General features: G+C 38.9%; 23 protein-coding genes and 2 pseudogenes. 15 read left to right on the top strand and 10 right to left on the bottom strand.

The features are described 5' to 3' along the window. Window positions 1-16 precede the first annotated feature (16 nt). From qoxB to qoxD, 3 genes are read left to right on the top strand one after another with little or no spacing between them, the layout of a single operon-like run. Complete coding sequence (qoxB, locus tag JNUCC25_RS15725; RefSeq protein ID WP_013083896.1) at window positions 17-1,960, top strand: cytochrome aa3 quinol oxidase subunit I; 1,944 nt, start codon at window positions 17-19, stop codon at window positions 1,958-1,960. Next, window positions 1,960-2,568: a cytochrome aa3 quinol oxidase subunit III gene (gene qoxC, locus JNUCC25_RS15720; protein ID WP_013057825.1), complete on the top strand. Its 609-nt coding sequence runs from the start codon at window positions 1,960-1,962 to the stop codon at window positions 2,566-2,568. Before qoxB ends, qoxC begins: the two co-directional genes overlap by 1 nt. Window positions 2,569-2,571: 3 nt before the next feature. Further along, window positions 2,572-2,880 (top strand): cytochrome aa3 quinol oxidase subunit IV, encoded by a 309-nt coding sequence (gene qoxD, locus JNUCC25_RS15715; RefSeq protein ID WP_013057824.1) that lies wholly within the window; start codon window positions 2,572-2,574, stop codon window positions 2,878-2,880. 29 nt (window positions 2,881-2,909) lie between these two features. Here the strand turns inward: qoxD and JNUCC25_RS15710 are convergent, their stop codons facing one another. Then, entirely contained in the window at window positions 2,910-3,248 is a 339-nt protein-coding gene (locus JNUCC25_RS15710; RefSeq protein WP_029322771.1) for a hypothetical protein, read from the bottom strand. A 1-nt stretch (window position 3,249) separates the two neighbouring features. After that, window positions 3,250-4,029, bottom strand: a complete 780-nt coding sequence (locus JNUCC25_RS15705; RefSeq protein WP_025751115.1) for an undecaprenyl-diphosphate phosphatase — start codon at window positions 4,027-4,029, stop codon at window positions 3,250-3,252. A 185-nt stretch (window positions 4,030-4,214) separates the two neighbouring features. Between JNUCC25_RS15705 and JNUCC25_RS15700 the strand changes: the two genes are divergently transcribed. The 3 genes from JNUCC25_RS15700 to JNUCC25_RS15690 all read left to right on the top strand — a co-directional run bounded on the left by JNUCC25_RS15700 (window position 4,215) and on the right by JNUCC25_RS15690 (window position 6,236). Next, window positions 4,215-4,628, top strand: coding sequence for a hypothetical protein (locus JNUCC25_RS15700; RefSeq protein WP_013057821.1), 414 nt, complete (start codon window positions 4,215-4,217; stop codon window positions 4,626-4,628). Between the two features lie 101 nt (window positions 4,629-4,729). Next, the gene (locus JNUCC25_RS15695; protein ID WP_013057820.1) at window positions 4,730-5,272 is read left to right on the top strand and encodes a GNAT family N-acetyltransferase; all 543 of its coding nucleotides are present in this window, start codon (window positions 4,730-4,732) and stop codon (window positions 5,270-5,272) included. A 133-nt stretch (window positions 5,273-5,405) separates the two neighbouring features. Next, window positions 5,406-6,236: an LCP family protein gene (locus tag JNUCC25_RS15690; protein WP_029322768.1), complete on the top strand. Its 831-nt coding sequence runs from the start codon at window positions 5,406-5,408 to the stop codon at window positions 6,234-6,236. A gap of 31 nt (window positions 6,237-6,267) precedes the next feature. On the opposite strand, the gene JNUCC25_RS15685 is transcribed toward JNUCC25_RS15690, so the two are convergent. After that, window positions 6,268-6,531 (bottom strand): hypothetical protein, encoded by a 264-nt coding sequence (locus tag JNUCC25_RS15685; RefSeq protein ID WP_013057818.1) that lies wholly within the window; start codon window positions 6,529-6,531, stop codon window positions 6,268-6,270. A 413-nt stretch (window positions 6,532-6,944) separates the two neighbouring features. On the opposite strand from JNUCC25_RS15685, the gene hutI reads away from it, so the two are divergent. Both hutI and JNUCC25_RS15675 read left to right on the top strand, forming a co-directional pair. Continuing rightward, window positions 6,945-8,222: an imidazolonepropionase gene (gene hutI, locus JNUCC25_RS15680; RefSeq protein WP_454222112.1), complete on the top strand. Its 1,278-nt coding sequence runs from the start codon at window positions 6,945-6,947 to the stop codon at window positions 8,220-8,222. Window positions 8,223-8,297: 75 nt separating this feature from the next. After that, entirely contained in the window at window positions 8,298-8,672 is a 375-nt protein-coding gene (locus JNUCC25_RS15675) for a DUF7674 family protein (RefSeq protein ID WP_029322762.1), read from the top strand. Between the two features lie 47 nt (window positions 8,673-8,719). On the opposite strand, the gene JNUCC25_RS15670 is transcribed toward JNUCC25_RS15675, so the two are convergent. Next, on the bottom strand, window positions 8,720-9,013 hold the full coding sequence (locus tag JNUCC25_RS15670; protein WP_013083888.1) for a DUF3817 domain-containing protein: 294 nt from the start codon (window positions 9,011-9,013) through the stop codon (window positions 8,720-8,722). 260 nt (window positions 9,014-9,273) lie between these two features. Between JNUCC25_RS15670 and JNUCC25_RS15665 the strand changes: the two genes are divergently transcribed. From JNUCC25_RS15665 to JNUCC25_RS15650, 4 genes are all read left to right on the top strand, one after another. Next, window positions 9,274-9,849 carry a TetR/AcrR family transcriptional regulator gene (locus JNUCC25_RS15665; protein ID WP_013057814.1) on the top strand — a complete coding sequence of 192 codons (576 nt, stop codon included), beginning with the start codon at window positions 9,274-9,276 and terminating at the stop codon, window positions 9,847-9,849. Window positions 9,850-9,882: 33 nt separating this feature from the next. After that, window positions 9,883-10,332: a DUF6188 family protein gene (locus tag JNUCC25_RS15660; protein ID WP_013057813.1), complete on the top strand. Its 450-nt coding sequence runs from the start codon at window positions 9,883-9,885 to the stop codon at window positions 10,330-10,332. Between the two features lie 123 nt (window positions 10,333-10,455). Beyond that, window positions 10,456-13,494: an efflux RND transporter permease subunit gene (locus JNUCC25_RS15655; RefSeq protein ID WP_140456938.1), complete on the top strand. Its 3,039-nt coding sequence runs from the start codon at window positions 10,456-10,458 to the stop codon at window positions 13,492-13,494. A 245-nt stretch (window positions 13,495-13,739) separates the two neighbouring features. Continuing rightward, window positions 13,740-14,462, top strand: a complete 723-nt coding sequence (locus JNUCC25_RS15650; protein ID WP_064471851.1) for a GDSL-type esterase/lipase family protein — start codon at window positions 13,740-13,742, stop codon at window positions 14,460-14,462. 29 nt (window positions 14,463-14,491) lie between these two features. On the opposite strand, the pseudogene JNUCC25_RS15645 reads toward JNUCC25_RS15650, so the two are convergent. Both JNUCC25_RS15645 and JNUCC25_RS15640 read right to left on the bottom strand, forming a co-directional pair. After that, window positions 14,492-15,532 (bottom strand): annotated as a pseudogene (locus JNUCC25_RS15645) (alkene reductase); the annotation flags it as partial. A 172-nt stretch (window positions 15,533-15,704) separates the two neighbouring features. After that, window positions 15,705-15,824: a DUF4023 domain-containing protein gene (locus JNUCC25_RS15640; RefSeq protein WP_013057809.1), complete on the bottom strand. Its 120-nt coding sequence runs from the start codon at window positions 15,822-15,824 to the stop codon at window positions 15,705-15,707. 206 nt (window positions 15,825-16,030) lie between these two features. Between JNUCC25_RS15640 and JNUCC25_RS15635 the strand changes: the two genes are divergently transcribed. Then, window positions 16,031-16,348, top strand: coding sequence for a hypothetical protein (locus tag JNUCC25_RS15635; RefSeq protein ID WP_013057808.1), 318 nt, complete (start codon window positions 16,031-16,033; stop codon window positions 16,346-16,348). Between the two features lie 21 nt (window positions 16,349-16,369). Here the strand turns inward: JNUCC25_RS15635 and JNUCC25_RS15630 are convergent, their stop codons facing one another. Further along, on the bottom strand, window positions 16,370-16,648 hold the full coding sequence (locus JNUCC25_RS15630; RefSeq protein ID WP_029322752.1) for an RNA polymerase sigma factor: 279 nt from the start codon (window positions 16,646-16,648) through the stop codon (window positions 16,370-16,372). An 80-nt stretch (window positions 16,649-16,728) separates the two neighbouring features. Here JNUCC25_RS15630 and JNUCC25_RS15625 point away from each other — a divergent pair. Beyond that, window positions 16,729-16,848 (top strand): annotated as a pseudogene (locus JNUCC25_RS15625) (DUF6584 family protein); the annotation flags it as partial. A gap of 128 nt (window positions 16,849-16,976) precedes the next feature. Here the strand turns inward: JNUCC25_RS15625 and JNUCC25_RS15620 are convergent. After that, a complete protein-coding gene (locus tag JNUCC25_RS15620; RefSeq protein WP_029322749.1) occupies window positions 16,977-18,164 on the bottom strand; it encodes a macrolide family glycosyltransferase in 1,188 nt (395 codons plus the stop codon). Window positions 18,165-18,383: 219 nt separating this feature from the next. Between JNUCC25_RS15620 and JNUCC25_RS15615 the strand changes: the two genes are divergently transcribed. Next, window positions 18,384-19,100 (top strand): CPBP family intramembrane glutamic endopeptidase, encoded by a 717-nt coding sequence (locus tag JNUCC25_RS15615; protein WP_053487457.1) that lies wholly within the window; start codon window positions 18,384-18,386, stop codon window positions 19,098-19,100. A gap of 20 nt (window positions 19,101-19,120) precedes the next feature. On the opposite strand, the gene JNUCC25_RS15610 is transcribed toward JNUCC25_RS15615, so the two are convergent. Next, window positions 19,121-20,230: a GerAB/ArcD/ProY family transporter gene (locus JNUCC25_RS15610; protein ID WP_013057805.1), complete on the bottom strand. Its 1,110-nt coding sequence runs from the start codon at window positions 20,228-20,230 to the stop codon at window positions 19,121-19,123. 15 nt (window positions 20,231-20,245) lie between these two features. After that, window positions 20,246-20,479 (bottom strand): hypothetical protein, encoded by a 234-nt coding sequence (locus JNUCC25_RS15605; RefSeq protein ID WP_013057804.1) that lies wholly within the window; start codon window positions 20,477-20,479, stop codon window positions 20,246-20,248. Between the last annotated feature and the right edge of the window lie 11 nt (window positions 20,480-20,490).

Below are 20,490 nucleotides of genomic sequence, written 5' to 3'. Positions count from 1 at the left end.
ATTGGGGGAAGACATAATGAAGCTAGATGAATTTTTCGTCACTGGCGAACCTATGATTTACGCTGCTGATGCAGCAATCGCTATGACGGTCATCGGTATCGTTTTTGTCTTAACATATTTCAAGAAATGGAAATGGTTATGGACAGAATGGTTAACAACAGTTGACCATAAAAGACTCGGTGTCATGTACATCCTTTCAGCTGTATTAATGCTTTTCCGCGGCGGAATCGATGGAATCATGATGCGTATGCAGCTTGCATTCCCGGGTATGAACATTTTAGATGAACATCACTACAACGGAGTCTTCACGGCTCACGGTGTTATCATGATCTTATTCATGGCAATGCCATTTATTATCGGACTAATGAACGTAATCGTTCCATTACAAATTGGTGCGCGTGACGTAGCATATCCGTTCTTAAACGCAATTAGTTTCTGGACATTCTTTATGGGAGCAATGCTATTTAACCTTTCTTTCGTAATCGGAGGAGCTCCTGATGCAGGTTGGACAAGTTACTTCCCGCTTGCAGGTAAAGAATTCAGTGAGGGCATCGGAAATAACTTCTATGCCGTTTCACTACAGATTGCTGGTGCTGGTACATTAATGACTGGTATCAACTTCTTTGTAACAATTTTAAAAATGCGTGCTCCTGGCATGACAATGATGAAAATGCCAATGTTTACTTGGTCAATCTTCATCACATCAATTATTATCATTTTCGCGTTCCCTGTATTAACAGTAGCGCTTGCACTTATGACACTTGACCGTGTATTCGGAACAGCCTTCTTTACAATGGCTAACGGCGGTCTTCCAATGATGTGGGCTAACTTATTCTGGATTTGGGGTCACCCTGAAGTATATATCGTTATTTTACCGGTATTCGGTGTCTTCTCAGAAGTTATCAGTACACATTCTCGTAAGAACTTATTCGGTTATAAAGCAATGGTTGTATCAATGGTCGGTATCGCATTCTTAAGTTACCTTGTATGGGTGCATCACTTCTTTACAATGGGTAACTCACCGTCAGTTAACTCGTTCTTCTCAATCACAACGATGTTAATTGCCGTACCAACCGGAGTTAAAATCTTTAACTGGCTCTTTACAATGTATAAAGGCCGTATCAAATTTACGACTGCGATGCTTTGGTCATTAGCGTTTATTCCAAACTTCGTAATCGGTGGGGTAACAGGGGTTATGCTTGCGATGGCATCAGCCGATTATCAATATCATAACAGTTACTTCCTAATCGCTCACTTCCACTATGTATTAATCTCTGGTACAGTGTTTGGCTGTTTCGCAGGTTTATACTTCTGGTATCCAAAAATTTTCGGTCACACGTTGAACGAAAAATTAGGAAAAATTTCATTCTGGATTTTTGTTGTTGGATTTAACGTATGTTTCTTCCCACAATTCTTCCTAGGTTTAGACGGTATGACTCGTCGTATGCAAACTTATGCAGACAACCTTGGCTGGAACGGATTAAACTTAGTTTCAACAATCGGTGCATTCTTAATGGGTCTTGGCTTCTTCGTATTAGTAGTTAACTTATTATACAGTGCATGGAAAAACAAACGCGACACTGCAAACGATCCTTGGGATGGTCGTACACTTGAGTGGTGGACTAAATCACCAGTTCAAGCTTACAACTTTGCAGTAATTCCTCATGTGAAAGAAATGGATGCATTCTGGCACATGAAAAAACGTAATGAAACAGAAATTAAAGCAGAAGACTTAAAACCAATTCACTTACCAAGCAATTCTGGTGTGCCGTTTATCTCAGGTATTTTCTGGTTTATCGGTGGATTTGGCTTAGTATTTGAATGGATTCCAATGGCAATCGTTGGATTAGCAGGTATTTTTGCTTGTATGCTTGCTCGTTCATTTGATTATGATCCGGGCTTCTATGTAAAAGTAGATGAAATCAAGAAGGTTGAAGGAATTACAGGGGGTGACAAATAATGGCAGGACATTTAGATAAATCATTGCCGTTAGAATACCAAGAAGAACAAAGTCGCCTGAATATCCTTGGATTCTGGATTTTCTTAGGTGCCGAGATCGCGTTGTTCTCTACGCTGTTCGTAACGTACTTAACGTACCATACGCGTACAGCGGGTGGCCCTACTGCAGAAGAACTGTTCGTTGTTAAAGATTTTATGATCGAAACGCTGTTACTACTATTCAGTAGTTTCACGATGGGAATTGCCATCTTTAAAATGCGTAATAATGATTTAAAAGGACTTTTAGTTTGGTTCGTTATTACGCTTGTCCTTGGTGGAGGATTCCTTTTCTACGAAATTCGTGAGTTTTACATGTACGCAGTTCACGAAGGTGCAACAATGCAAACAAGTGCCTTCTTATCAGGGTTCTTTACACTACTTGGAACGCACGGTCTTCACGTAACAGTCGGTGTATTCTGGGCAATCAGTATTATTATTCAATTAGTAAGACGAGGATTAACACCAGTTACTGCTCGTAAAGTATTTATTATCGGTTTATACTGGCATTTCCTTGATGTTGTATGGATCTTCATCTTCACGCTTGTATACTTGAACGGATTGGTGGGATAAGACATGGAAAATAAACAAGGCCAAAAAGCAGGTTTTCCGCTTAGTCATGTATTTGGGCTTATCCTTTCACTAGCCTTAACATTCGCAGCGCTTGGTTTAGTAGTGCTAGCTGATCTATCAAGAAGCATTACGATGACTCTTATCATGATCCTAGCGTTATTACAAGCAGCAATGCAGCTAGTAATGTTCATGCACATGACTGAAAGTGAAAATGGTAAAGTACAGGTTGCAAACATTCTTTACAGTTTCTTTATTGCACTTTGTATCGTTGTTGGTACACTGTGGATTCTTGCAGCTCACTTTAACCATTAAAAATAAAACCACTTACTTCGGTAAGTGGTTTATTTTTTTTCATTCAGTTTATATTTCAACGTTTGATATTCTCCTGTGGGAACTTTTTTTACTACTTTTCCTTTATCATCTCTATAAACATTTACTTGTTCGTACACTTCAATTCGGTATCCGCCTCTTTTTTCTGTTTTAACATGAACTTCTTTGACCGACATGTTTAATTGTTCCGCCTCGCCTTCATCTGCAGAGGTTTCAACAGCTCCTCCATCAAGTGAAAGGTGAGATAAGCTGTCAAACGACTGCTGGGAATTGTTATCAACATAGCTTGTCACGACTAAAATGCAGGCAAAAAACAATACTAAAAAAAGCGTCCGGACTTTCATCTTCATCTTAAAACACCCCCGTAAACTGACAAACCAGCACGACTGCACCTAATATCCAAACGTAAATTGCAAACGTTTTTAATGAATGATGCTTTAAATAATTGATCATCCATTTTACCGCTACATAACCAAATAAAGCAGATGAAAGGGTGGCGACGAATAAAAAGAAAACGGAAAGCTGCTCGACTTCACCTGTGACTACATCTTTTAACTGAAGTAACACCGCTCCGCAAATAGCGGGAGTCGACAATAAAAATGAAAAGTAAGCGGCTGTTTCACGGTCTAATTTTCGCATTAACGCAGCTACCATCGTTAAGCCCGATCGAGATACAGCAGGGAATATCGCAGCTGCTTGAAACGAGCCGATAAAAAAGGCATCTCCGTATGAAATATGATCCATTTTTTTATAGCCATTTTTTACGGAATCACCAAACCATAAAAGCAGTCCCGTCGCAAGAAATTCCCAGCCAATCGTTAAGCCAGATTTAGAAATACTGTCAAAATAGTCTTTGAACAAAAGACCAATCGCAACTGCAGGGATTGTTCCTATCACTAAAAGCCCTGTAAGCTTGCTAAAGGGATGACGAATAATATGCCATAGCTCACGCTTATAAAAGACAAACACAGCAAGCAGAGTGCCCATATGCAGCATCGTATCTAAATACAGTCCTGCATCGTCTAAGCCAAATAAGTGGCGTCCTAAATACAAATGCCCCGTGCTGCTTATCGGTAAAAACTCTGTAAGCCCTTGAATGATTCCCAAAATAAATGCTTCAAACCACGACATCTTATCACCTCATACAGCGTGTCCTTATTAGTAGTGTATAGAGGAAGTTCTGAGAACATGACAAAAACATGGAAGTATAGGCATTCATTTAGTGAAATAAATACATAAAAATAGGTCATAGTATAAGAAGAGACGACCATTCTTATCTCCATCTCATCCACAATGAATGGAAAGAGGTGCTAAAAATGATACGAAAATGGGTTGCTGTATGCGTCGTATTCGCTGCTTTTATTTTTCCGCAGGCAGTAAGTGCTGAACAGCCAAAAGTAGAGATATTTCAAATTGAAACGGGCAGAGTCGTTCGTTCAACGCTCAAACCCCCAAGTGTTCAAAAAGAAGCCGAAAAAAGTATTGCGTCCATTACTGGTTTATATAAAAAGGCAAGTCCGCTTCCTAAAAAAGGCTATCTTGTTAAAGTGCCTCTTGATCCAGCCGTAAAAATTGAAAATAGTGCGGTCAACACGCTGGCAAGTGAAGTTATTTTTGTTCTTGAGCCGAATCAAAAGCCAATCATGATGGTATTTGACAATGAAAATAGAACCTATTTTTTTGAATTCACTCATGATTTAACTCTTCTCAGAAAAGCATTACAGCTATAAGTCATCGAAATGATGGCTTTTTTTTACATAGACAGTTGACAGTTTATTATGATAAATGTAATATATTTAGAAAAGTCAGAAATAATAAGGGGGAGAATTATGTGATAGCTCTACGACCGTTCTCCAAAAAAGACTTTAAACAGCTAATGGATTGGATTCCCTCCGAGTCATTTATGGTGCAATGGAGCGGCTCTAGCTTTTCTTTTCCGCTTACTCCTAGACAGTTAAAACACTACATTCGATATGCAAATGAAGATGGTGCTTCTACCTATGCTTTTTCCGTCATAGATGAAAATGAACAGCTTATTGGGCATATTTCTCTTGCTCATATTGATTATTATCATAAAACAGGAAGAATTGGCCGAGTACTGCTTGGTGAAAAGTATAGAGGAAAAGGGCTTTGCTCGCACATGTTTGAAAAAGTGTTAGCTTTCGGTTTTGAAGAACTGGGTCTTCACCGAATTTCGCTCGGCGTCTTTGATTTTAACGAGCGGGCGATTCAGTCCTATGAACGAATTGGCTTTACACGCGAAGGCCTTCTTCGAGATGTCCGGCTTGTAGATGGACAGTACTGGAGCTTAATTGAAATGAGTATGTTAGAAAGTGAATGGGCACAGCGTGATGTGCATCAAAAATCAAGCTAAAATCTACTAGTGAAAAGCCAGCTTCTCAACAAGCAGGCTTTTTTGACGTGTGCTTAAATTTCTCTAAAAAGGTATAAATTTTCATTCATTAAGGCATATAGAGAGTAAGTGATGTGTAAAGGAGACCGTATGAATGAAAAAATACAAAATAGGGATCTTAGCGGCATGTATTTTGCTTTTAGGAACCGCTGGATTTGGAATTGCCTATCAACAGCAAACATCTGCTAAAGAGCAGTCTCACTCGTTTAATGTACTGGTGATGGGCGTAGATGAAAGGCCGGGAGATACAGGCCGCTCAGATGTATTAATGGTGGTCAACTTAGATACGAGCCACAATAAAGCAAAAGTTATGCCGATCCCTAGAGATACACGCGTGCACATTGATGGAAAAGGAACGGATGAGAAAATTAATCATGCTTATCGATACGGAGGGATTCCTTTAACCGTGCGCACGGTTGAGAAATTCTTAGATATCGATGTCGATTATTATGTGAAAGTAAATATGGAAGGCTTTAAAGATGTAGTAGATGAACTTGGCGGAGTGAACGTTAAGAACCCGTTTCCTTTTGTGTTTGATTCATTTATCTTTCCTGAAGGAGAAAATGCGTTGAACGGCGAAAAAGCTCTTGCTTATGTGAGGATGAGACACGAAGATCCAAAAGGAGATTTAGGAAGAAATAATCGCCAGCGCCAAGTAGTGGAAGCTCTATTAGATAAAGGAATGAACATGTCAACGGTGAAAAACATTCCAAGTCTCCTCACGCTTGTAAAAAAGCATATTCGAACGAATATTGATGTCAGCGATGCATTTACGATGTATAACATCATTAAGAATGGCCGGCCTGATTTCGAAACGGTAACGGTAAAAGGAGAAGGGCAAATGGTAGATGGTACATGGTATTATGTTGTCAAACCATCTGAAAAAAAACAGCTGAGCGCTATGTTTCAACAAACCAATGAATAAAAAAGAGGGCTGAAGAAATTCAGCCCTCTTTTTATTCACCAATTTCTTCTTGACGCTGCAAGCAGGAAATTTGTTTTTTCTCTGGATGGACACCAAATGTATAGCCCCACGTTTGCAATTTATCTAGAATGATTTCGTCTTTTTTAAAGCCAAAGATCATCACTACATCTTGGTTTTCATCTAAAAGCAAATACTTTTCATCTTTGCGCCACATCGTTAAGTTTGACGCGTAGAAAAGATTCCAGCCGTTATTCATGCGATGACCGGTTGCTTGGTTTTTATAGTTGACAATCATATTTCTTCCTCCATTAGTGAATCTTTCTAAAAGTAAAACTTCAAAGAATATTATAAACGTTCTATTCCTAGAAATCTATTATTTATCCTGTTGAGGGGAACTCGCCGTGATGTTTATAAAATACATGTGATAAAAGATTTAGTATATAAGGATATAGTTGTATAAAACGAGAGTCGATAAGTAAGAAAACGGAGAAAAGGAGGGTCTAAAAGCGTATATAATTGAAAAAAATATAAGTTATCTAGCTTTAAAGACTTAAAAACACGCTTTTCAGACCATGGACATGCTTTTTCAAATTTCTACCTACAAGAAAGAAGGCAGAGGTGCGAAATGTGTAGGTGAATCTAAATGAGTTTACGGTAAACATGAGGCCCCAAAACGTGGTACATGCTAGAAAAGGGGGAAATTCAACGATGTCAAAAAAAGCGCTATGGATTAAAAATGCTTCGCAAGTTGTAACGGCCAAAGAAAATAAAGGTCCTTTAGCTGGAAAAGAAATGAGGAACTTGACGGTGATTGAAAATGGCTCAGTCTGGATAGAAGGAGATCAAATTGTGACCGTAGGTACAACAAAAGAGCTAGAACAAAAATATGAAAGGGAAAGAAATGACGCAACGATTATTGATGCTTCTCATAAAATTGTGACTCCGGGTCTGATTGATCCCCATACACACGCTGTGTACGCTGGCTCGCGTGAAGAAGAATTTTATAGGCGGTTTGAAAGGCCAACTTCTTACTTGGATTTATTAGAAGAAGGTGGAGGTATTCACTCCACTGTCGTTCAAACACAGGAAGAGTATGCGTACCGGATTTATCAGCAGAGCTATGAGCGTCTTACGTCTTTTCTAGCTCACGGAGTCACAACTATAGAAGTGAAAAGCGGGTATGGCTTAGAACTAGAAACAGAACTAAAGCAGCTGCAAATCGCTAAAATGCTGAATGATACGCACGCAGTTGATGTAGTAAGTACCTTTTTAGGCGCACACGTCGTACCTCTTGTATATAAAAAAGATACGCAGAAATACGTCAATTTACTTATTCACGAAATGATTCCTCAAATTTCTTCTTATAACCTTGCAGCATTTAATGATGCTGTATGTCTTCCAAATGCTTTTTCATTCAAACAATGTCAAGAAATACTCGAAGCCGGGAAAAGATATGGCATGCTTCCTAAAATACATGCCGACCCCTTTGAATACTGCAGAGGAGCGGAGCTCGCAGCAGAGGTAGGAGCGATATCAGCAGATTATCTTTTGTATGCTTCTGATAAAGGATTAAAGAAACTGGCTGAAAAACGGATCGTAGCCACACTTTTACCCGGGAATTCCTTATTTGTTGGAATGAAATGGCCAGATGCTAGAAAAATGATCGATTTAGGAGTTCCGGTTACTCTTTCTACAGACTGCAATCCAGGTTCATCTCCAACGACTTCACAGCAATTTGTGATGAACCTGGCATGTATGAATATGAACATGAGTCCTGAAGAAGTGCTTGTAGCCACAACTCTTAACGCAGCTCATGCTATTAATCAAGGAGATAAGATTGGGAGTATTGAAGCCGGAAAACAGGCTGACCTAGCGATTTTTAATGTCTCTAGTTATCGAACCCTTCAATATCAGTATGGCTTAAATCATATTGACTGCGTAGTAAAAAAAGGAGAAGTAGTTGTAGAAAACGGAAAAGTTTTGTAAAACAAGTTTATAGAAAAAGAGAAAAGGGTAAAGAATAGAGAATTTGTCACACATGCAAAGGCAGGGAATTTAGATATGATTACAAAACAAAATGTTATTCCATTACTAAAAGAAGCTTGCCCATCTTTTGAGCCAAGCGAAGAAGTGGACCTCAACGATAAAGACGAGCTGCAGCATGAATTAAGCCGTGTTGCGGGTCATTTAATCTCTCTTGAATATAACGGCCAGCTCCAGCGTGAACCGGACGTATTTGAAGCGATTGAACAGCTGTATATAGAAGGTGAAGCTGATGTGAAAGAAGCTGTTACAACGGGACTCTTTCAAGCAATGCATGAAATGATTATAGATCAGCAAATTAGCCCAGAAGAAATTGGAATGCTATTAAAACCTCACTCACTGAAGTGGTGGAAAACGATTGACCATTTTAGCGAAAACAGTGCTGAACAGTAAGGAAAAAGAACGTCATGGAAACATGATGTCCGTGACGTTCTTTTCTTTTACTGTTCTTTTTTCAGCTGTCTCTCTAAAATAAAAGGACCAAATGGAATAACCGACATAAGAAATGCAAATAAAGAGCGGCCGATTGACCATTTATGCGCGAATTTCACATGAACGACTGCAAGAGCGTACAGCACAAAAAGTGCACCGTGTGCTGCGCCTACAACTGATACAGCTTCGGGTATGCCTGCTGCATATTTTAGCGGCATAGCAATGCCAAGCAGCAGTAAAAATGAAATTCCTTCTAAAATTCCTACTAAACGCAGGCGACCGATTGGTGATGTAAGAACCATGTTTTCTCCTCCCGTAACGACGGAATAAATTTCTGTATCAATGACAAAAATGTACCATAGCGAGCTCTTCATATACAAGCATCATTTGTATCTGTCACAAAAAAGTCGAAAACGCTTTAATTTGCTTTATAGAAGTATTTTGTTTGAAAAACTGACATACTCTTGTGATGCAAGGGATAAAAGAGCACACTACGTGTTGACAAGTTATTTTAATTATTTTATATGTATAGTATCGAAAACGTATGAGAGGATTTTTTACCATGACAAACCGAAAACAGCAAAGAGAGAAAATTTTAGATGCTGCTTTTGAAGTGTTCGGATCCAAAGGCTACTATGAAGCAAAAATGATTGATATTGCTAAACTAGCAGGTGTATCTAAAGGAACGCTTTACTTGTACTTTTCGTCTAAAGAGTCGCTTTATATCGCTGTGAACAATCGTTCGTTTGATGAGTTTTTGTATCATGCAAAGCGAAGAACGGATGAATGCCAAACGTTTCATGAAAAGCTGTATTCAATTGCGAAGCATCACCTGCTCTTTTTTTACGAAACTAAAAAATATCCGGACTCTTTTTGGCAAGCCCCTCACCAAATGCCAGAAATGATGGGTCGTCTTCATCAATTTTTTGAGGATTATCACGGGCTTGTTGCTAAATTGATTGAAGAGCAGAAAATAAAAAATGCTTTCTTACACTCAAAAGCGTTTTGCAGCATGTTAAATGGGTATAAGATGGATATCGTTTCCGACGATGATATAACAGAAGAAGATATCATGAACTATGCGGAGTTCATTGTGAACTTATACATTGAAGGCTGCTATTTTGAGACCCAAAAATGACTCGTCGGTACTGGTTGATAATGGAGGGATATGATGAATACCAGCAGCACAGTAATTAATTTTTCATATTTTCAAGAACAAACCGTTACCAAGGTTAACACAGACAATACCCTGCCGTTTTCTCTTGGATTTAGTAAAGGTGGACTTGTGGCAGAATGTCCATGGAGACTAAAAAACAAACGCAGCATCTTGCTTGGTCAAGCGGACTGGAAATCGCTACATTCTGCCGAGCAGCGTCAGCAAGTCGAAGCACTGCTGCTTGGCCAGCACATTATCTCTATACAGTGGTATGAAGATATCGGTATACTTCGAATTACATTTTCTAATGGGTATGCGCTAGATATGTTTCACGACAGCTCTTTTTTTGAAGGTTGGGATTTATATGGTCAAGACGGCTTTTCTTTTATCTCGCTGCCAGGGGGAGCGTGCGACCATCAAATTTCAGTTTGTATAGACAGTTCATCAGCACATGAAAGGAGGTGAGTTTTTTTTGCGAAAAACTGACCCGCGGGTACTCTAAAATTGTTAAAAAAAAATAAAACGGGTCTGCAGCTATTAAAGGATGAAGGCTTTTCAAATAACTTAGTTACGTAACGGAGGAAAAAGATGAATTTTTTGACGAGATTTAGTTTAAAAAATGCGGTAGCTGTGTTTATCGTTTCATTTTTACTTATTTTAGCGGGGCTATATTCATTTTCAAAACTAAAAATTGATTTACTGCCGAATATCGAATTTCCGCAGCTGTCCATTGAAGCAACGTATCCCGGGGCTTCTCCTGATGACGTAAATGAAAGCGTCACGTCGAAAATCGAAGACCAAGTGAAAGGAATTGAAGGCGTTAAAAGCGTACAAAGCGTATCGTATGAAAACGTCGGTATTATTAATTTAGAATTCCCGTTTAATACGGATTTAGATAAAGCTGAACAGCAAATTAACTCGTCGATAAAAGAATTAGATTTACCAGAGTCATCAAATGTAGACGTAAACCGTTTTTCATTTGGTTCATTCCCGATTTTCAACATTTCACTGTTTGCGAAAGATGATGCAAATCTTGAAAAAGTATTAAACGATGAAGTGATTCCTGAATTGAATAAAATTCAAGGTATTAACTCCGTCTCAGTTGGCGGCGTGAAAGAGGACCTTTTACAAATTACGGTCGATAAAGAAAAAGCAGCTCAAGCTGGCTTAACGCTTGATGGGATGAAAGAACAAATTAATCAAAAAGCTGTTTCATTCCCAGCAGGAACATTAAACGGAAAAGAGCTTCAAATTCCAGTGCGAGTAGAAGAAAAAGTTGCGACGATCGATGCATTAAAGAAAATCCAGCTGAAATCTACGATGAATCCTGAAGCAAAGCCTGTGAAGCTTGGCGATATTGCCAAAGTCGAAGCCGTAACAGAACAAGGCGAATATACACGCTATGACGGCAAAGATGCACTGTCGATGGCCATCACAAAAAAACAAGATGCTAATACGGTTGAAGTGGCGAGCGAAACGATGAAAATTTTGAAAAAATATGACGATCAGTTAGACTACGCAATCGGCTTTGACTCAGCTGACGGCATTGAAAAGTCTGTTGAAACATTAGTGCGCGAAGGATTGCTCGGAGCATTATTTGCGTCACTTGCCGTGCTGATTTTCTTGCGTAACTTCCGCGCTACGATCATTGCCATTATATCGATTCCATTATCGCTGTTAGTATCAGCTATTTTCTTAAATCAGCTTGATATTTCACTTAACATTATGACACTAGGCGGAATGGCTGTAGCCGTTGGGCGCGTAGTGGATGACAGTATTGTTGTGATTGAAAATATTTTTAGACGCGTTCGCCGTTCAGAAGAAGGCATGAGCAACGAGCTTGTCGAATCGTCCACAAAAGAGATTTTAAAAGCCATTACCTCGTCTACCATTACAACGGTTGTCGTATTCTTGCCAATCGGCTTTGTAGGAGGAATTACAGGAGAGTTCTTCTTGCCGTTTGCCTTAACAGTTGTTTTTTCACTGTTAGCATCTCTTCTTGTAGCGATTACAATCGTGCCGATTTTAGCAAAGTTTGCATTTAAAAAAGTCCCGCCTGAAGAAAAAGAAGGAAAGCTGCAGCGCGGATATGCAAAAGCGATTGCATGGTCGCTTAATCATAAAATCAAAATTTTAATTTTATCCTTTATTTTACTGTTTGGCTCATTTGCGCTTGTTCCTTCACTTGGCTTTACGTTTATTCCAAATGAAGAACAAAAAATGCTTCAGGCCAACGTTCAATTACCGGCATCTACATCACTTGAAAAAACAAACGATGTATCTTTAAAAATTGAGAAGATGTTTGCGGATCAAAATGAAATTTCAGATGTGACTACGGAAGTTGGATCACGCGACTTTTCAACAGGTGTAAAACGCCCGAACCAAGTTGGCTATTTCTTGAACGTAAAAGAAGGCGTGAATGTTGATACGTTTATTGATAAAGTTCAAAAGAAAATGGAAAGCATCACGAAAGAAGAATCACCGAAAGCAACAGTTAATGTACAAGAAGCATCAACAGGAGGGCCTCCTACAAATAATAACGTAACGGTTGATTTATATTCTTCTAATTTAAATGACTTGCAAAAGGCAGCTAAGCAAGTGGAAAACCACTTAAACAAAGACAAACGTCTTAAATATGTAACAAATAACTTCTCAGATAAGCAAAAGCAGCTTGTAGTAGAAGTAGATCCTGATAAAGCCGCAGAGTACGGAGTATCTGGATTTCAGCTGCTTGGTACAATCTCTGATCAAACCAAACCAGTATCCGTTGGAGACTTAAAATTAGATAATACAAAACGAGCGGTTCAGCTTTCGTACGATAAAGACCTTAGTTCAGTAAAAGAAATTAAAGATCTTCAAGTATTTACAGAACGAGGGCCTGTGTTAGTAAAAGATATTGCTGACGTTCGTACAATTGATACGTTCGCTTCTATTCAAAAGCTTGACGGCAAAGTATTTGCGCGAGTGGAAGCAGATATTAAAGGCGATGATGTTCAAGCTGTGACCAAAGATGTTGTAGATGGAGTAAAAAAGTTAGACTTGCCAAAAGATGTGAGCTTGGACGGTGGAGGCGGAAGCGACGAGACAGTGGAAGTCTTCCAATCTCTAGGTCTAGCTATTTTAACGGCAATCGGCCTTGTGTATTTAACGATGCTCGTTACGTTTGGAAAAGCGCGTATTCCATTTATCATTTTATCGTCACTCATTTTTGTGCCAATCGGTTCGTTAGTTGGTCTAGTACTTGCAAAAGAACCGCTGTCCGTCAGCGTCATGATTGGATTCTTAATGCTGATTGGAATTGTTACAACAAACGCGATTGTACTTGTAGATCGAATTACCCAAAATCGTGAACAAAAAGGCATGACGATCCGCCAATCCCTTATTGAAGCTGGGAAAACGCGCTTGCGTCCAATTTTAATGACGGCGTTTGCTACCATTGCTGCATTAATTCCGCTGGCGCTTACTACATCAAGCGGAACGCTGATTTCAAAAGGCTTAGCTATCACGGTGATCGGAGGGCTTGCGTCATCTACCCTTCTTACCTTAATTATTATTCCAGTGGTATACGAACTCTTCTTCGCAAAGCAAGTGAAAAGAGAAAAACAGCTGGAAAAAGAAACGACATAAGAACTATTTTCTAATAGAGGAAAATATGACCATAGACTATATGTTATAATAAAAGTACGTTTTAACCCCTTATATTATAGAAAAAGAAGCGGCGCTTTCAAGCGCCGCTTCTTTTTTATGTAAAATCATTATTTACAAAAAATGATTAAATGTCTTGTATGGAGGGAAAGAGTGTTAACAGGAAGCTTTACTATATCATCGTAGAGTTATCTAAAAAACATACAAAGTACAGGAGTGTCGTTTTCGTGAGTTCAACAAAGAAAGTTGTATTTATCAGTTCCATTATCTTAAATGTCCTTTTCATAGGTGTTTTTGCTTTTTATGCAACAAGCAGCAGCGCGATGAAAAATCCGCTGTCATCTAAGGATTCGTCTAAGCAAAGCTATAGAGATAATCCTTATTACATTGAACGGACCACTTTGTTCAAGCAATTAAGTATTCCTAAAGAGTCAATCGTATTTCTCGGTGATAGCATTACCCAGCGCTCTGAATGGAGCGAACTTTTTCATAATAAGCAGATTGTCAATCGAGGCGTAGCCGATGATACAACAGAAGGGGTATTGCATCGTCTAAAAAGTATTACAGATGCTAAGCCAAAAAAGATTTTCTTAATGATTGGCATTAACGATTTAAATGAGCAAAAATCTGTAAAAAAAACCAAAGCCAATTACGCTGAAATTCTTGAACGTATTCATAAAGAATCACCGAATACAAAAGTCTATATTCAAAGTGTACTGCCCGTGAACAATAAAAAATGCGGCGACGCAGTGGACAGTAAAGATGTTATCGCATTAAATAACTATTTAAAGCGTCTAGCTAAGAAACACAATGATTCTTACATTGACCTGTATTCGAAAGTATCTACACATAATCAGTTAAAAAGTAATTTCACGGTTGATGGTCTTCATTTAAAAGGCCAAGGCTATGCTATTTGGAAACAAGAGGTTCAGGCATACGTAAACCAATAAAAAAAGCGCTCCGAAAGGAGCGGTTTTTTTTAGATAAGCTCTGGTAAATGTTTTTTAGCATCGTATTCGACAAGAGCATCTCCGTTTTTGATGCGCTGTAAATAATCAGGATTTGAAATAAGCGGGCGGCCAATAGCAGCTACGTCGATCCAGCCGGCTTGCAGCGCTTTTTCAGCTGATTCAGGCGTTAAGTCACCTACGCCGATAATCGGTCCATCCCAGTACTTACGCGTAATTTCATAAAGATTTTGACCGTTTTGAACATCTTCATAAAAATCCAGCATAGACGGATGGATGATCTCAATTCCTGTTTCTTTAAACGCTTCTGTATACGTTTGAATAGCTTTTTCAGTGTCGTCCCAGCGGTAGTCTGGTTTATCAAGCTTATGAGGAGAGAAGCGAATCACAACGCGCTCTTTTCCAATGGCGTCGATAACAGCCGAAATCACTTCTTTCATAAACGTTAATCGCTGTGCAAGGTCGCCTCCGTATTCATCAGTGCGTTTATTAGACCAGTCTGAATTAAACTGATCGATTAAATAGCCGTGAGCACCGTGAATTTCAACGCCATCAAATCCTGCTTCAATGGCATTTTTAGCGGCTTGAGCGTACTGTTCTACAACTTCTTTAATATCTTCTTTTGACATTTCTTCAGGCTCTTCGTAGGGCTTGCGGAAACGAGGCACTTGGCCTTGTGCCGCAATAGCGGAAGGGGCCTGAGGCTTATGCCCATTGATTAACCCGGAATGACTCAAGCGGCCAACGTGCCAAATTTGAGCGATAATCGTGCCGCCTTCTTCATGAACAGCTTCTGTTACAGGCTTCCATGAATCAATTTGTTCTTGGGTATAGATACCCGGAACGCCAGGATTTCCTTTTGCGCGTTCGCTGATAACAATTCCTTCACTAATAATTAAGCCAATACCATCCTTTGCGCGGCGGCGGTAATAGTCTACAACGTCTTGACCGACTACGCCTGTCTCTGGATCAGCAAAGCATCTTGTCATCGGTGCCATTGCTGTACGAGTGTGTAAATCAAATGCTTCAATGTTTGTTGGTTGGAATAGTTTTTCAAATTTACTCATTTTATATTCAGCTCCTTAAGAGGAAAGTATAGCTGCGAACGTTTTGCAGCGGGTTCAGTTTATTGTAACAGGGGATTTGTTTTATCTTCAAACATTTCGACTTCCGAAAAAGTTCAGAAAAAAAAGCCGGCTGTCTTTACAGCCAACTTTTACAACATTAATGCTGTTTGTTAGGAAGTTTTTTCTCAGGATGCCCAGTAGCTTGACCCTGCTTGTTTTTACGCTGCTTTTCTTGATTGTCATTCAGTTTTTGAACAAATTCATTTGTGTTTTCCATTATCCAAACCTCCTTTATGAACTTTCCCTGTTACTATAACCCATTGCACGTAAAAACATGACGCGAATCCGTTAAAAGCAACTTCATATGTGCACTGGTATATAGAAATCAACAGGAAAATCGTGTATACTGTTGTAAAAATAATGTTAATGTTTCGTGAGTTTATAATTTCTTATTCATTCATGAACAAGAAAAGGTGTTACGCAATGAGTGATTTTTTTAGCGGGAAAGAAATGTCGTTTATTTTGATTTTGACATTCAGCGTATACATATTTGTCTGGAATGTGCCCCTTCAGGCGACAAATGCCATGATGATCTACTTTATCCTGCTGTTTTTGTATACAGTCAGTAAACTGCTTTTTTCTCCTCAGTTCCGACAATTTCCGCTTGTTAAGGTGCTTTTGGCCATTTTATTCGTTCTTATGCTGGCTGAAATAATCGTTGCTTACAGCACTCATAGCATAAAGATTACAGATTTAAATCATATTTTCGATTATTTTAGTCATATGGATTTGTATTCATAGTATGTACAGCAAACAAATGATTTACGACGATATCCTCTCCGAGTGCTGGCTGTGCTTTTTTATATTTTTTACACACTGCTTGCACAAGGAAAGAGAAAGCGTACGTTCTTTGACCAAAAGATCAGGGGAATGCCAAATTTCTTTGAATAGCTCTGTTAAGATGCTTTCGCAAGCATGTGGATCTTTTACTGCTGAATAGACAAGACGATACAAAAGCGATTCATATCGATTGTAAAGCTGATGAAGTGCTTCTTTCTTTCGGATTTTTATCTCTTGAATGAGTAAAAGATCATTGTTCATAACCGAGCCCCTTCGAAAATCAATTATAGTTCATTGTACCCTCGTTAAGATGAGTATAAACACCTAAAAAGGAGAGGCTTATGAGCGATGTAGTATCAAAAAAAACAAGGCAAAATATTCAACGAGATATCGAACAAGGGAACTTGGGGAAAGTGAGAGACCGCCTGCACGGTTTGCTCGTTACCTATCCAAATGAGCTGATAAACTTATTGTAGCTGGATGTGCATTGATTTTCCTTACAGTCGTCAGTTTACTAATCATTGGCGTATATACAGTTTGTACATGGCTGTTTTCATGAAGAAAAGGTGCACAGATGTGCACCTTTTCTTTATGAATGCTGCTTCACTACGTGATTTACAATTTTTTCGGCTGCAGCGGCGGGTCCAGCTGCCTGTTCGAAACTTACGTTGATTTCTTTTATCCCTTTCTTGTAGCGGTCGTCATGTATGACTTCGTCAACGGCACTCCTTAAAAGCGAGGCATTTACCGTTTCTTTTGCTAAGCGATACCCGGCGTTTAGCTCCACGAGCCTTTGAGCAACGAGCGGCTGATCTTTTCCGTGAGGTAAAACGACTAACGGTACGTTAAAATGAATAGCTTCATTTACACTGTTCATGCCTCCGTGCGTGATAAAAACGTCAGCTTCTTTTAACACGTCAAGCTGAGGAACATAGGGCGAAATAATAAAATGCTCTGGTGCTTTTCTTATCTTTTTAAAATCAGCCCGGTCTCCTGCTGCAATCACAACTTTTCCATCAAAGTCGCTAAATGCGTCGATGCAAAGGTTAAAAAAGCCTTCTACATCGTCGAGTACTGTTCCCATTGAAACATAAAGAACTTTTTCATCTTTTAGCTTTTCTAACGGAAAATCATGAGAGGTGTGACGCTTTGGAAAGCTTGGCCCAATAAATAAACAGGATTCATCAAAACGTTCATGAAGCGGCTGAAAAAAGCGGCTTGTGTATACGACCGTTAATTCGCCTTCATTGTTCATAAATTGAAGCAGATTTTTAGGTTCTACGCCAAACTGATTTTTGAGCAAGCTGAGCCCGTACTGAGCTTTTTCGTCAGGTTTAAATGGAACGTCTGAATCGGGATGCAGAGGCATCATTGCTAAGCGTTCTTTTGGCATTAAAAAAGAAGCAGATGATACAATCCCGGGAATTCGCAAATAATCACGTACTAATTCCCCTGCTCCAAACTTGTCGTAAAACACAAAGTCAAAGTCAATTTTTTTTGATAATGTATGAACAAGCTTCAGCGTATCTAAAGACGTTTGGATGTGGATATTTAAAAAGGCGTTGATTCCTTGAGCAGTTTCAGGCTTGATGGATACACCGGTTAATAAGTCCCGGTGAGTGTGTACGATAGCCCCGGCGTTTTCAAGACGCTCTTTAAAACGCTCGGCCGTAATGTAATGAACGGTATCACCTCGATCTGAAAAAGCTTTTACCATTCCAAGCGTTGGGTTTACGTGACCTTCAGCGGGAAAATTGATCATTAAAATGTTTGCCATTTTTTCACTTCACTTTCGGTAAGATTTCTTCAAGCGTAATCAAATATAAGGAAGTTGACAACTAATTTGGCTAGCGCATTTATCTTTTAAAACCTTAACTTTGTGTATAAAATGTGAAAAAATATAACTTTTTTCCTAAAAAATAACATCATTAAGCGGAGGTTATGGTAGAATTTTGAGAGCACTAGAGAGAAAGAATCATTTTTGGAGGTTGCTATTTTGAGTACGTTATCAACAAATTCAGAGCCGGTTTTAAAGCCTAAAAAGAAAAAAGAGTTTACTTACTTCACGCTGCTTCTATTTATCGTGTTAGGCTTTGGCCTGCAGATTATAGCCGGAATTGGAGTAGCTATTTACGATGAAGTTACGGGTTCAAATATGACGGGAATTTTATTAGAAGGGCCATATGCCCTGCTGGTAGACGCGGCGTTTTTTCTAGGCGTTGCGGTGCTGTACAGGCCTGTGCGCAGATTTTTAAAGCCTATGTGGAACGTCTCAGTATTAAAAGAAAGAAAAACGTATGTATATATTGTGGTAGGCTTTTTAATTGTAGCCGCGGTGCAGTACGTGATGCTTTCATTTTTAAACGTAGAAAGCGCAAATCAGCAGCAAAAAGATTTAAACCAAGGCAGTTTTAATCAAACGCTGCTTTCAAGCTGGATATTCTTTATAAGTGTAGCAGTCATTACGCCTATTAAAGAAGAGCTGCTTTATAGAGGTGTTTTATGTGGTTTTTTAACCAAACGCCATCACGTGTTTGTAGGCATTTTCGTTTCCGCTATTGTATTCGGTCTGTTACATATTGGCTTTCCGATTACAGCTACCGTCATGGGACTTGTCTTTGCCATTATTTATTATCGAACAAAATCTATTTTTCCATCTATGATTTTACATATGCTGTGGAATGGATTAGTGAGTATAACCGTCTTCTTTTAAAAGCCGCTTAAGCGGCTTTTTTATTTGGATAAAGATGCAGAATGCTTTACGCGAATTTTCCCAACAATTAATAATCCAAGAGGGTAAAATAGTCCAAATAACAGACTATACGGAATCCACGTATCTCTGTCCCACGTTTGTTCATATGGAATGCTTGGATACACGATAAGTGAAAATGTAACGGCAATAATGCCTAGCGGAAGAGTTAAAATTCGGTAGTTTTTTAATTCAAGAATTTGAGCGAGTCCAGAAACGGTCGCATAATAGTAGAGAGACGTTTTAAAATAAAGAGATAAAAACCACATAATAGCCATAATTACTTCAATATTTTTCAGAAAATCCGCAACTTCGATCCGTCTTGCAAGCTCATAGCTTGGATATAAAGCAATACGTGTATACGTATTTCCAAGTACAAGAATGCCAAGCAATAAGATAATAATCATAATGCCTCCGCCGATTAAGCTTCCCGTAAAAAAAGCGCGGTTTCGCTGATCTGGTTCCGCTACGTGAGCAGGGAAAACGGTTAGCAATACAATAAAAGTGAGAGAAGTAATACTTGTAAATACCAGAATAGATCTGATAATAGGCTTAACGCCTACCTCTAACAAAGGCTGCAAATTCTCATAATGAATTTGAGGGAAGATCGAAAAAACTAAGATTAAGAACGGAATAACAAACCAAGGAAAGAGAATTTCAGCACAGCGGGCAATCGTTTCAATGCCAAGCCGAACGCCGACAATCACAATTCCCATAAACAAAATATGAACAGCAAGCATAGGTGTTTGAATAATAATGCGAGTTGTTAGAAACGAGCCCACGTAAAACAAAACTTGACTGCAAAAAAGAAGAGTAGAAGCGACAAATAAAAGAGATACAAACTTTCCTAGCCACTTGCCTAAAATGGCTTCGTTTAGTTCCATGAGCGTTTTATTAGGATAAAGGCTAGAAAGTTTGATATACATCCATACAAGAAAAACGCCTACACCTACGCCTAAAATAGCTGGAATCCATGCCTCTTGTTTAGAATCAGCCGTTAAGCTTCCAGGAACGACTAAAATGGTGTCGCCTAAACTATAAAAAATGACGAGTATTCGAAACTGTGCTGCGGATAAATTCATCTGACTATGCACATTGTTCACTTCCTTTTATTTCAACAGACTGAACAAAAAATCACTAAAAGGTTTTAATAAAAAAGCAATGCCGTCCCCGGGGTTAGGAACCTCCACACCGCCGTATTTTAAACTAACAATTAAAATACTTACTATGAACAAACTCCAAAAAATTTGCTTTTCTTTTTTACTGTTCACTTTTTTTAAATAAGGTATTTCTACTAAACAAACAGCTGCACAAAGTAAAAAAATCCCTAAAAATATAAGCATGTATCAACCTC

The organism is Priestia sp. JNUCC 25, assembly GCF_053667915.1.
This window is presented reverse-complemented; position numbering and strand designations above follow the sequence as displayed.